Source organism: Actinomycetota bacterium, from assembly GCA_018830725.1.
In the GTDB taxonomy this organism is placed as follows: Bacteria; Actinomycetota; Humimicrobiia; order JAHJRV01; family JAHJRV01; genus JAHJRV01.
On record JAHJRV010000039.1, the window covers coordinates 1 to 11,867 of the forward strand.

General features: G+C 30.3%; 14 protein-coding genes. 11 read left to right on the plus strand and 3 right to left on the minus strand.

Annotation, left to right across the window (positions count from 1 at the left end; all coding sequences use genetic code 11):
- The 4 genes from KKC53_02060 to KKC53_02075 form a co-directional block, all read left to right on the plus strand.
- Nucleotides 1-382: thiolase domain-containing protein (locus tag KKC53_02060; protein ID MBU2597956.1), on the plus strand; the 382-nt coding region annotated here is incomplete at its 5' end.
- A 13-nt stretch (nt 383-395) separates the two neighbouring features.
- Nucleotides 396-911 (plus strand): Zn-ribbon domain-containing OB-fold protein, encoded by a 516-nt coding sequence (locus tag KKC53_02065; protein MBU2597957.1) that lies wholly within the window; start codon nt 396-398, stop codon nt 909-911.
- Between the two features lie 14 nt (nt 912-925).
- A complete protein-coding gene (locus tag KKC53_02070; GenBank protein MBU2597958.1) occupies nt 926-1,399 on the plus strand; it encodes a Zn-ribbon domain-containing OB-fold protein in 474 nt (157 codons plus the stop codon).
- Nucleotides 1,400-1,418: 19 nt separating this feature from the next.
- Entirely contained in the window at nt 1,419-2,246 is an 828-nt protein-coding gene (locus KKC53_02075; GenBank protein ID MBU2597959.1) for an arsenic efflux protein, read from the plus strand.
- 36 nt (nt 2,247-2,282) lie between these two features.
- Here KKC53_02075 and KKC53_02080 read toward each other — a convergent pair whose 3' ends face one another.
- The 3 genes from KKC53_02080 to KKC53_02090 form a co-directional block, all read right to left on the minus strand.
- Nucleotides 2,283-2,780 carry a hypothetical protein gene (locus tag KKC53_02080; GenBank protein ID MBU2597960.1) on the minus strand — a complete coding sequence of 166 codons (498 nt, stop codon included), beginning with the start codon at nt 2,778-2,780 and terminating at the stop codon, nt 2,283-2,285.
- Nucleotides 2,781-2,861: 81 nt separating this feature from the next.
- Nucleotides 2,862-4,589: a hypothetical protein gene (locus KKC53_02085; protein MBU2597961.1), complete on the minus strand. Its 1,728-nt coding sequence runs from the start codon at nt 4,587-4,589 to the stop codon at nt 2,862-2,864.
- Nucleotides 4,590-4,701: 112 nt separating this feature from the next.
- On the minus strand, nt 4,702-5,220 hold the full coding sequence (locus KKC53_02090; GenBank protein ID MBU2597962.1) for a hypothetical protein: 519 nt from the start codon (nt 5,218-5,220) through the stop codon (nt 4,702-4,704).
- Nucleotides 5,221-5,719: 499 nt separating this feature from the next.
- On the opposite strand from KKC53_02090, the gene dnaX reads away from it, so the two are divergent.
- The 7 genes from dnaX to KKC53_02125 all read left to right on the plus strand — a co-directional run bounded on the left by dnaX (nt 5,720) and on the right by KKC53_02125 (nt 11,717).
- The gene (gene dnaX / locus KKC53_02095) at nt 5,720-7,501 is read left to right on the plus strand and encodes a DNA polymerase III subunit gamma/tau (protein MBU2597963.1); all 1,782 of its coding nucleotides are present in this window, start codon (nt 5,720-5,722) and stop codon (nt 7,499-7,501) included.
- 47 nt (nt 7,502-7,548) lie between these two features.
- Nucleotides 7,549-8,151, plus strand: a complete 603-nt coding sequence (gene recR / locus KKC53_02100; GenBank protein ID MBU2597964.1) for a recombination mediator RecR — start codon at nt 7,549-7,551, stop codon at nt 8,149-8,151.
- Between the two features lie 146 nt (nt 8,152-8,297).
- Complete coding sequence (locus KKC53_02105) at nt 8,298-8,672, plus strand: hypothetical protein (protein ID MBU2597965.1); 375 nt, start codon at nt 8,298-8,300, stop codon at nt 8,670-8,672.
- Nucleotide 8,673: 1 nt separating this feature from the next.
- The gene (locus KKC53_02110; protein ID MBU2597966.1) at nt 8,674-9,246 is read left to right on the plus strand and encodes a 2-oxoacid:acceptor oxidoreductase family protein; all 573 of its coding nucleotides are present in this window, start codon (nt 8,674-8,676) and stop codon (nt 9,244-9,246) included.
- Between the two features lie 24 nt (nt 9,247-9,270).
- Nucleotides 9,271-9,597 carry a 4Fe-4S binding protein gene (locus tag KKC53_02115; GenBank protein ID MBU2597967.1) on the plus strand — a complete coding sequence of 109 codons (327 nt, stop codon included), beginning with the start codon at nt 9,271-9,273 and terminating at the stop codon, nt 9,595-9,597.
- A gap of 2 nt (nt 9,598-9,599) precedes the next feature.
- A complete protein-coding gene (gene porA, locus KKC53_02120) occupies nt 9,600-10,781 on the plus strand; it encodes a pyruvate ferredoxin oxidoreductase (protein ID MBU2597968.1) in 1,182 nt (393 codons plus the stop codon).
- A gap of 9 nt (nt 10,782-10,790) precedes the next feature.
- A complete protein-coding gene (locus KKC53_02125; protein ID MBU2597969.1) occupies nt 10,791-11,717 on the plus strand; it encodes a pyruvate ferredoxin oxidoreductase in 927 nt (308 codons plus the stop codon).
- Nucleotides 11,718-11,867 lie beyond the last annotated feature (150 nt).

An 11,867-nucleotide genomic window follows, 5' to 3' on the forward strand; every position in this document is an offset into this window, starting at 1 on the left:
AGCTGCAAGAATGGCTTATGATATGGCGGGAATAAAAGAGCCAAGTAAGGAAATACAGGTTGCTGAGCCATATGACCCATTTGATTATAAAGAACTTCACCATATGGAAGGACTTCAGTTATGTGGTAAAGGCGAAGCTCCCAGACTTACTGCTGAAGGAGTTACACAGAGAGATGGTAATCTGCCTATATGTCCATCAGGTGGATTATTGGGTGTTGGTAATCCGATAGCTGCAGCCGGTGTAATGAAAATTTGTGAGATATTCTGGCAACTAAGGGGAGAAGCTGGAAAGAGACAGGTGCCCGGTAAGCCAAAAGTAGGTTTGGCTCAAGCCTGGGGAGATTTAATGCAAGTTGGAACTGTTGTAGTAATGAGAGTTTAAGGAGGTTAACAATATGAATGATAAAAAACTTGATTTTAAGGGCACAGCTCTTAGAAGTAGTGACATAAAAGAAAAGAAGGTTCTTACTACTTCATGGAAACCAAATCTAAAATATGCCTGGGATGATGGAGTAGCAATTAGTAGGTATTTTAAAGAACTAAAAAATGGGAAAATAATTACAAGGAAATGTAACAAATGTAGTCGAATAATGATACCTCCAAGAATGTTCTGTGAGCTATGTTTTAGACCAACAGATGAATGGGTATATGTGAAAGATACTGGGGTTATAAACACATTCTCGATAAGTTATGTGCATTGGGATGCAAGTAGAATTAAGAAGGGAGAAAAACCATTTATTCCAGCAGTAATTGAGATCGATGGAGCTTCTGAAGGAATGGGAATACTTCACTTAATAGGAGAAGTTGATCCAAAAGATGTTAAAAGTGGTATGAGAGTTAAAGCTGTCTGGAAGTCTCCTGAAGAACGAACAGGTGCAATAACTGATATTAAATATTTCAAACCTGAATAGGAGGTAAAGTTAATATGGGAATAACTGAGAAGATTACGAAAAATATAGATATGACATCATGGAAAGGCAAAATACCTCTTAATTATATCTACACTGTTGGAATTGCTGGAGAGAGGTTTTTTAGAGAGATTAAAGATAGTGCCAAATTTGTAGGGACAAAATGTGATAAGTGTAATGTTATTTATGTTCCTCCAAAGATATATTGTGAGAGATGCTTTAATAGGTTAGAAAATTACACAGATGTGGGAACAAAAGGAACTGTTCATACCTTTACAATTTGTTACGAGAATGTAGATGGTACGAAAAAAGAAGAGCCAACAATTATTGCTATGGTAAAAATTGATGGTACAGATGGAGGTCTTATTCACAGGTTATGTGAAGTGGATCCAAAAGAAGTAAAGATTGGAATGACTGTTGAAGCTATCTTTAAAACAAAAGAAGAACGCGAAGGTTCAATACTTGATATAAAATATTTCAAACCAACATAAATTAATGGCTAATTAGAATATGATACAAAATATTTTTCTTGAAACATTAAAGATAGTTGGAATAATAACTATTTTAATGATTATTATAGAGTGGCTTCAAATAAAATTTGAAGATAAGATAAAGAAATCACTTATTAAAAATCTAAAAAATCAAATAATAGGATCTTCTTTACTTGGAGCAATACCAGGTTGTATAGATGCATTTTTAGTTGTTTCTCTTTATTCCCATGGACTTGTAGGTTTTGGAGCATTGGTGGCAGTTATGCTTTCTACAGCTGGTGATGAGGCTTTTATTATGTTGGCAATGGTACCAAAGACTGCACTCTTGATTTTTGCTGTTTGTGCTGCACTTGGAATAATCGGTGGTTTTATAACTGAGAAGATTGCCAGTAAAATAAATCTAAAAATGGCAGAGTCTTGTCCTATAGAGATTCATGAAGAGGAATTTAATATAAAGCATTTTTTTAAAGAACATGTATATAATCATATTTTAAAAAAGCATATCCCCCAACTATTTTTATGGATTTTCTTTACATTATTGACAGTTCAATTTTTGATGCAACGTTTTGATTTAGAAAGTATATTACCTCAAAATAAATTATTGTTAATTCTATTAGCAGCATTAATTGGAATAATTCCGGAATCTGGCCCACATCTGGTATTTCTTACCTTATATTCAAAGGGTTTAATTCCATTTTCAGTTCTTCTTGTTTCAACTTTAAGTCAAGATGGACATGGGTTACTACCACTTTTATCTTACTCTATAAAAGATACGATTAAGGTTCAAATATTTACCACACTATTCTCTTTATTAATAGGATTGGTATTGTATTTAATCGGAATTTAATATAGTACCAGGTCTTGACATAAGACATATGAATTTTTATTCATTTTCTATATTTAACTCCTCAAGTAATCCTAATTCTTCTAAAATATCTAATGCTTCCTTGTATTTAGGATATATGTCTATTGCTTTTTTTAATTCATCAATTGCTTCATCCATCTTCTTTTCATAAAAAAGTTTAGTAGCATTATTAAAATGTTCAATTGCTTGCATTATAAAATCATTAGCTTTCTCAATCATTTCTTTAGATACTTTATTATCTGGATCCATTTTTAATACTTCTTTAAGAAGTTTCTTTGCTTCTCCAAAGTCACCTTCTTCATATAGTTTAATTGCTTCATCCAGAATCTCTTTCCACTGAGGAGTCTCCTCTTCGGTCTTTTCCTCGATTGTTGACTTTTCTATTGTTGTTTCCTCAGTCTCTGTTGCTTCTTTTAAGATGTTAGCTTGTTCTTTTTTAGCACAACTTATAGAGAATAAAAATGAAACTAAAAATAAAATTAAAATACAAACATCTAATATCTTTCTGAATTTCAATTTACCTTACCTCCAAAAGTTATTAAGATTTATCTGAAAATTTAATTCTTATATTGTACTACTAAATGTTCAATTCTTTTATTAAAATTGTAGTTTTTCACTAAGGATGTTGATTGTTAAGTAAAAGGATATTGGAAATATATGAAGCAGATATCTTTCTATGGAAGTTAAAAAGTCAGGCACTAAGGATGAACCTATAAGATAGATAATTAATGAAAATATAATGATAGATAAAATTATTCTATTTTCTTTACCAAAAACCTTTTTTGGAAATATAGAAAAAGTAAGAATTATTATTATCCAATATATTGAGTAACTAGATTTGAAGAAACCGGTAGTTGAATCATATTTAGAGAACAAAAATTCATTAAATAATCCAGAGATAGAGTTAATAAAATTTTCTTTATAAAAAGTAATGGAATTTTTAAAACCATTCCAATCAACACTTAATATACCTAAATTTAATTTGGATTTTAATAATAGCCAGGGTGCTATAAAGATCAACATAACTATTAACACCAAAATCAATATAACAAACTTTTTATAATACTTTTCAAAAAATTTATATTTATAGAGATTCTTACCTATTTTATTATTCTCTTTTAAAGGTAGTGTTTCATCTCTTATTACTAAATCAAACTCATCTTTATGATTCCAATTTATTTTAATATCTTCTTTTAATAGTAGAGATTTATTCTCATACTTATTGGATTTAAATATATGGTCTTTTGATTTAAATAAATAAAAGGCAAATAAAATAAAAATAAATGCTAAAAAAAGGATTCCCTCGGATCTTAATAGAGGAAGCTGTGAAGCGAAAATAGCTGATAATATTATTAATCTATTAGTATTTAAGCTATCATCTTTAAATCTTATCCATAAAATCATAAACATAACTGACAGGTAAAGATAAAAAGCAAAAACTAAGTTAGTATACTCAATATATGAATGATCAAAAATAATTGGGACAGTAGAGAGTATAAAAGTAAAAAACAAAGAGGTTATTTTTGGATAGTTTTTCCTTAAAATTCTATTATCTTTTTTGATTTTTACTGAATTGTTGTTTACTTTAGGATTTATTTCTGAATATTTTATTCTTAAAAAGCCATAATTAACAATAAGTAATGATATGTAAAATAATGGAAATATCAGTTTCATCAGGTTTTCATTTAAAGTCCCAATAGAGAAATATGAATATGTTTGAAGAAGTGGAAGAAGTATTGGATAAGAAGGATGAGAAAATTTGTATGAATGTTTACTGTAAAAATCATAAATTGTTTTATCTAAAAAGAAAGCTTTCGCCTTAAAACTCCAGCAGGTTATTGCATCCCAGAACCTAACTGGAAAAATTACAGTAATGAATATTGAGGTTAAGACTTGGAATAAGATCAAGACAAGTAGGACGATTTCGATTATTTTTAATAATTTTTGTCTTTTAAAAAGGACAGTGCTACTTTTAGAATTTTCATTTATATTTTTATTAATTCTATCTAAATTTTTATCTAAAACTGCATGGTTATTTTTAACTGCTTTTGTTTGAACCTTTCTGTAAATTAAAATGGAAAAGCCTATTGAAATAATAATTGTCAAAAATAATAATATAGTTTGTAAAGCAAAATTAATCTCTAATAAAGATATTAACATCATTACTAAAGAAACATTTCCAACCCCAATAGCGTATGAAATAGTTATCAAAAAAAGAAGATTTTGCTTTAATTTTGAGGGTAGTAAAATAAATGAAAAAGGTAGTCCACTTAATATAACTAATAATAATCCTAAAAATAATCTCGATATCGTGGGTATATACATAATTTAGAATTTGGTTTACCAGTGTTAAGTTTACTAATTGTAAGTTAATCTTATTTTTATCCTAATTTCTTAATTAAATCAATCCTATATCTATATTTCTTCACTTCCCTTGTTAATCTTTAACTATATATTCAACCTTATAAATGAAACCAGTTTTATCTTTATATCTGTCTATTAACTTAAGATTTTTGAAATTATTTTCTAAGTTTTTTAGATTCTCTAATGGTTTAAGTAAAATCAAATAATTAACTGAGCTATCAGTTATTTCTTCATAGATTTCATCTAAACTATTTTCTTCTGTTTTTATAGTGATTACATTTCTTGGATAAAGAACATATGCAGTTCTTGGATATATGTATTGTGTTTCCCTTGGATATAAAATTGCAACATTTTTATAAGCTGGAATTTTTTCATCACACCACCACAGGAAATAATCAAAATTTTCGAATCCTGCATAAGTCTTATTCAGATTCCCTTGAACGATTTTCTCACCATGACTTTTCCACAGATAAGAGATTGTAAAGACTTCGTTTTTTATTTGACCCAGAGATGACATCATCATTAATATTAGAAAGGAAATTATCAGGAAGTTTCTTAGATTAGCAATTTTAAAATGTTGCAATTTTTTCATATTACTATTAACAAATTTTTGAGATCTTCTATATTATAGTTTAATTGTAGTATAGCAGTTTGTAATTTCAATATTTTTTAAAAATAAAATTTATTTTAAGCTTCATGAATTATTATTCATATCTTATTTTCAATAACTAAATATTAAAGATAATTACTTAATTTAAGATTTAGAGTTTTATTGGTAAGTTATTTCTGCAAGTATACTATATTTGTATACTATGAGAAACAAATCTAACCTAAATTAAGTTGGAACAAAAGAAAGTTTTTGTTTTGTTATTGTGTTAAAATTAAAAAGTTAAAAAATGTAAAAATTTATAAGGGCGAAAATTGATTTTATAAAAATTTGATGAAATAAAAAATTATAAAAAAATATTTTTGGACTTTTTATATTATCAACTTTATATTATAACTATATATAAATTTTATTATAATGTTATTATAATATTTCTATTAATAAACTTTTTATTAATAACCACTTTAAATGAAAGGCAATATTTGTGAGTTATCAGGCATTATATAATAAATATCGTCCTCAGACCTTTGAAGAAGTTGTTGGTCAAAAACATATAATAAAAACATTAAAAAACGCTATTAGCCAGGATAGGGTTTCTCATGCTTACCTTTTTTGTGGACCTCATGGGATTGGAAAAACTACAATTGCAAGAGTATTAGCCAAAGCTTTAGATTGTAAAAAAGGCATGACCATCAATCCATGTAATAAATGCAATATTTGCAGTAGTATTTCAAATGGAAATTGTATTGATGTGCTTGAGATAGATGCTGCATCAAATAGAGGAATTGACGAGATAAGGGATTTGAGAGAGAAAGTTAATTATCTTCCAATTCAAGCAAGAAAAAAGATTTATATTATAGATGAAGTTCACATGCTTACAACAGAAGCTTTTAATGCACTTTTAAAGACATTAGAAGAACCACCAGCTCATGTGATTTTTATGATGGCAACGACTGAACCTAATAAAATTCTTCCTACTATATTATCCAGGTGTCAGAGATTTGATCTACATTTAATTTCTCCTGAAGATATAGTAAAACGCTTAGAATACATTGCCAAGAAGGAGAAAATAAAGGTTTTATCATCAGCCCTTTCATTAATTGCAGGACATTCAAAGGGGAGCCAGAGAGATGCTATTGGAATACTGGATCAACTCCATTCATTTACTGATATGAAGATAACAGAAGAGGATGTGGCATCCTTACTTGGAGTTTTAGATTATAAAAATCTTTTTAAAATTATTGGTCTTATTGTAAAAAGGGACACCGGAGGGTTAATTTATCTGATAGATGAATTATCTCAGTTAGGAATAGATTTAAGGCAATTAGTAGGAGACATAGTTGAGTATCTCAGGGGAATATTAATAACTAAAAATGTTAAAAAAACAACAATGGATTTAGTTTATATTCCAAAAGATTTAAAAGCTGCTTTTACCAGACAATCAAAGCAACTTGAATTAGAAGAAATACAGAGACTTTTAGATCTATTCGGTCAAACATATAAGGATATGAGATGGGCACCTGATAATAAATTATTGCTTGAGATAAGTTTAATAAAAGCAACAAGACTTTCATTAGATGATACTTTATCTGGGCTTTTATCCAGGGTAAAGGAGTTAGAAGATCATTTGGAATTAAAAGTAAAGGAAGAAGTTATAGTTACTGATTCGCATTTAGAAAAGGAAAAAAAGGAGAAATTGGTTAAAGAAGATGATTTGAAAAAAGAGTTTTTAGAAACTGGAGAAAAATTTGAGGAAGAAGTACAGGAAATTTTTGAAGAGGAGGAGAAGGAGGCATTAGAACCAGAAAGAGTAGAGGAGATTGAATATAAATCAGAAAAATTAGAAATAAAAGAAGAAGTTAAGGTAAAGAAAAAAGTAAAAGAGAAAGCAGCTGATTTTAATTTTGAATCTATACAAAAATTGTGGCCTTTAGTTCTTGATGAATTAAAAGAAAAAAGTAAACCTACACATGCATTTTTGCTTTATGCAATGCCAGTTAAAGTAACAGATAATTTAATAGAAATTCAGTTTGAACCAGAAGCAAAGTTCCAAATGGAGATATTAGAAAGGGAGGATCATTTTAAAAAGATTCAAGACACCTTGTCAAAAATATTAGGTAGAAAAGTGAACATTCATCTTACTGTTAGAGAGAAGGAGAAAGAAGAATTCACACCAAAAATAAAGGCTGTTAAGAAAGAAAAGATAAGTGAAAATGAAGTTGTAGAGTTATTAAAAGCTGAATTTGATGCTGAGTCAATGGATTAATTCTAAAGATATATTGATTTTATAATAATTTTAAAAAGGAGAATGTTTTGAATTACCACTCAACAACAGTTGAAAACCTTATAAATGAATTAAAAAAATTACCAGGGATTGGTCAGAAGACTGCCCAGAGATTAACTTTTTTTATATTATCAGTTCCGAAAAAGGAAGCAATTAGTCTTGCACGAGCAATAGTTGATTTAAAAGAAAAAACAAAGCAATGCAGGATTTGTTTTAATGTATCAGATAAGGAAATCTGCAATATTTGTAAGGATGAAAGAAGGGATGAAACTGTTATTTGTGTTGTAGAAAATTCCTGGGATGTGATAGCCTTAGAAAGGTCAGGGCAGTTCAAAGGATTATATCATGTTTTAGGTGGAGCCCTTTCACCAATAAATAATATTGGACCTGGTGATATTAGAGTGAAAGAACTACTTAACCGGATTAAAGAAGATAAAATTAAAGAAGTAATAGTTGCTACTAACCCCAACATTCAAGGTGACATAACTGCATTATATATAGCCAAACTGTTAAATCCCTTGGGGATAAAGGTTACCAGGATAGCAAGAGGGCTTCCAGTTGGTGGAGATTTAGAGTATGCGGATGAGGTTACATTGGGGAAAGCAATAGAGGGAAGAACAGAAATAATATAATTTTATTGATTAAGGTTAATTATTTTAAGATATAATTTAAAAACTTTTATTAAGAAGCCCATATATATAATAAAAAATGATAAAAATAGCTTTATAATATGAGGATTTAAAAGTTTTAGATTTAATAAAAATGAAGGAGAAAAATAATGAAAGAAAAAGAATTTGAAAAAATTGAAGAGGAAAGAAGCGAGTTCAAAATATATGGAAAAATTATTGAGAAAGAAACGGGAAATGGAATATCAAACTTAATAGTTAAGGCAGTCGACAAAGATTTAATTTATAATGATATTTTGGGGGAAGTAATTACTGACAAGAATGGTAATTTTGAAATTAAGTACAGTGAAGAAGACTTCAAAGAATTTTTCCTTGATAAGGAGCCAGATATCTATCTAACTATAAAGAATCCAGGTGGAGAAGTAATTTATACAACTGAAACCAGAGTGATATATGATGCTCTTGAGACTGAAGAATTTGTTATAAAAATTTCGAAAGATTTAATTAGTAGAAAGGGAGAAAGATAAATTGAAAGATTTAATTGAGATAAGATGGCATGGCAGGGCAGGTCAAGGAGCTGTTACTGTGTCGAAGATGTTAGCTGAATCAGCTATGGGCGAAGGTTATCATGTTCAAGCATTTCCAGAATATGGAGCAGAAAGAATGGGTGCCCCCGTCCAAGCTTTTACCAGGATAAGCAAAGAACCAATAATAATTCATTCACATGTTGAAAATCCAAAAATTGTATTGGTGTTAGATCCTTCATTAATTTTAAGTATTGACATTTTAGAGGGGCTTGATCCAGACGGAACTATTATTATAAATTCAACACAATCTCCAAAAGAAATAAGAAAGACATTGGATGTTGGAAAAAGAAAGGTTTTCACTATAGATGCAAATACTATTTCTTTGGAAGAGTTGGGTAGAGTAATTCCTAATACACCTTTACTTGGAGCCTTTTCTAAGGCATCTGGACTTGTTAATATTGATAATATTGAAAAAGCAGTAAAAAAACAACTTTCAAAAAAATTCCCTGTCTCTATTGTAGATGCTAACATAAAAGTCTTAAGAAGAGGATATGAGGAAGTTAAAGGAGAATAATTATAATTTGAAAGGATAAAAAATATGAAAAATGTTAAGAAAGGCTGGAAGGAAATTCCAATTGGTGGTGTGATTTTGGAAGCTGGAAATGCATCTGATTATAATACTGGAGATTGGAGAAGTCAAAGACCTATTTGGGATGAGGAAAAATGTATTCACTGTTTGCAATGTTATGTGTACTGCCCGGATGCATCGATAGATATGGAAGAGGAAAAAATGATAGGAATAAACTATTTTTATTGTAAAGGATGTGGAATTTGTGCTGATATTTGTCCAAAAGACGCAATCGAACTAATTCCTGAAACAAAAGCAAGTGAAGCGGAAATAGAAATAAGTGAGAGGGGTGGATAGAGATGGTAAAAAAGCATGTTGAAGCAGGAACAACTGCAGTAGCAATGGCGATGAGACAGATTAATCCTGATGTTGTAGCAGCATATCCGATCACACCCCAAACAGCAATAGTTCAAACATTTTCTCAGTATGTTGCTGACGGAAAAGTAGATACAGAATTAATTACAGTTGAAAGTGAACATTCTGCTATGAGTGCTTGTGTTGGAGCTGCTGCTGCTGGAGTTAGAGTTATGACTGCTACATCTTCTGCTGGATTAGCTTTAATGTGGGAGATATTATCTGTCGCTTCAGGGTTAAGAATGCCAATTACTATGATAAATGTAAATAGAGCTCTTTCGGCACCTATAAATATCCATTGTGATCATTCTGATAGTATGGGAGCAAGGGATAGTGGGTGGATACAGATATATTCAGAAAATTCTCAGGAAGCATATGATAATGTTATTCAAGCAGTAAGAATAGCAGAGTCAGAGGAGGTAAGACTTCCAGTAATGGTTATGCTGGATGGTTTCATTATAAGTCATGGAATTGAGGAATTTGAGACATTAGAAGATGACGAGGTAAGAAACTTTATTGGTGAAAATAAACCAAAATATTCTCTTTTAGACATAAGAGAACCTATCACACATGGTCCACTACAATTATTTGATTACTACTTTGAAACAAAGAGACAACAGGCTGATGCAATTTATAAAGCAAGATCTGTAATAGAAGAAGTTAGTCGTCAATATGAGAAATTATCTGGTAGAAGCCAACCTATAATTGAAAAATATTTTACTGATGATGCTGAATTAATGATTATCGTTCTATCCTCAACAGCTGGAACTGCAAAAAGTGTAGTGAATGAGTTAAGGAAAGATGGACTAAAGGTAGGGCTTATAAAACCAAGAGTATTTAGACCCTTCCCATATTTTGAATTAGCAGAAGCTCTTAAAAATGTAAAGGCTGTAGCAGTATTAGATAGATCCTGTTCTTTTGGAGCTCAAGGTGGTCCCTTATATATTGAAGTTAGGAGTGCATTATATGAGTTAAATAAAAAACCACTTATAAAAAATTATATCTTTGGATTGGGGGGAAGGGACATAAGCTTAGAAAATATAAGGTCTGTTTATTCTGATTTAGAAAAAATAGCTGAAATTGGTGGAGTTGAAAAACCAGTTAGCTATCTTGGAGTAAGAAAGTAGAGGTGTATTTTGGTAAGTCTAAAGGAAATAATAAAGAAGGAAAAAAGATTATCACCAGGTCATAGACTTTGTCCTGGTTGTGGTGCATCAGTTGTAGTAAATATGATTCTATGGGCAACAGATGACCCAGTAGTTATATGTGTTGCTACAGGATGTTTAGAAGTTTCAACTACTGTATATCCACAGACAGCATGGAGAATTCCTTATATTCATAGTGCTTTTGAAAATGCTGCGTCAACTATTAGTGGTGTAGAAACTGCATATAGAGCCCTAAAGAAAAAAGGCAAAATAAAGGAAGATATAAAGTTTGTGGCTTTTGGAGGAGATGGTGGAACATATGATATAGGTTTACAAGCTCTTTCTGGAGCTATGGAGAGAGGTCATAACATGGTTTATGTCTGTTATGATAATGAAGCATATATGAATACTGGGATCCAGCGTTCAAGTGCAACTCCTTTTGGAGCAAGTACAACAACAAGTCCTGCTGGAAGTGTGATTCCTGGAAAGCTACAACAAAGAAAAGATCTTACATATATAATGGCTGCTCACAAAATTCCTTATGTCGCACAAGCGTCAATCAGTCACTGGAAGGATTTGGTAAAAAAGTCTAAGAAGGCTTTTGAGGTTGATGGACCTGCATTCTTAAATGTCTTATCACCATGTCCAAGAGGATGGAGATATGATTCTAAGCTAACCATCACTATTGCCAAAGAGGCAGTAACTAGCAATTTCTGGCCATTATATGAAATTGAAAATGAAGAGTGGAAATTAACATATAAACCTAAAGAAAAAACTTCAATTGAAGAATGGCTTAAAAAACAGGGTAGATTTAAACATCTATTCAAACCAGAAAACACTCATATTATAGGTGAAATACAGAACTATATTGATAAAGAGTGGCAAAACCTTCTTAAGAAATGCGGACTACAATCTTAAGTAAAAGCCAATTAATTATTATTGATTGTCTTTTATTTAATGTATTTGGACTAATCTAATGTTCTATCTAAGAGACTAAAAATTATCAATAAGGGGTGTATTGATGAAAAAATATAATGTTGCTATTTGTGGTGCAACTGGTGCTGTTGG

What these genes read in the sequence shown, in the direction of transcription:
- KKC53_02065 (MBU2597957.1), top strand. Translation starts at nt 396, where the DNA reads ATGAATGATAAAAAACTTGATTTTAAGGGCACAGCTCTTAGAAGTAGT.
- KKC53_02070 (MBU2597958.1), top strand. Translation starts at nt 926, where the DNA reads ATGGGAATAACTGAGAAGATTACGAAAAATATAGATATGACATCATGG.
- KKC53_02075 (MBU2597959.1), top strand. Translation starts at nt 1,419, where the DNA reads ATGATACAAAATATTTTTCTTGAAACATTAAAGATAGTTGGAATAATA.
- KKC53_02085 (MBU2597961.1), bottom strand. Translation starts at nt 4,589, where the DNA reads ATGTATATACCCACGATATCGAGATTATTTTTAGGATTATTATTAGTT.
- KKC53_02090 (MBU2597962.1), bottom strand. Translation starts at nt 5,220, where the DNA reads ATGAAAAAATTGCAACATTTTAAAATTGCTAATCTAAGAAACTTCCTG.
- KKC53_02105 (MBU2597965.1), top strand. Translation starts at nt 8,298, where the DNA reads ATGAAAGAAAAAGAATTTGAAAAAATTGAAGAGGAAAGAAGCGAGTTC.
- KKC53_02115 (MBU2597967.1), top strand. Translation starts at nt 9,271, where the DNA reads ATGAAAAATGTTAAGAAAGGCTGGAAGGAAATTCCAATTGGTGGTGTG.
- porA (MBU2597968.1), top strand. Translation starts at nt 9,600, where the DNA reads ATGGTAAAAAAGCATGTTGAAGCAGGAACAACTGCAGTAGCAATGGCG.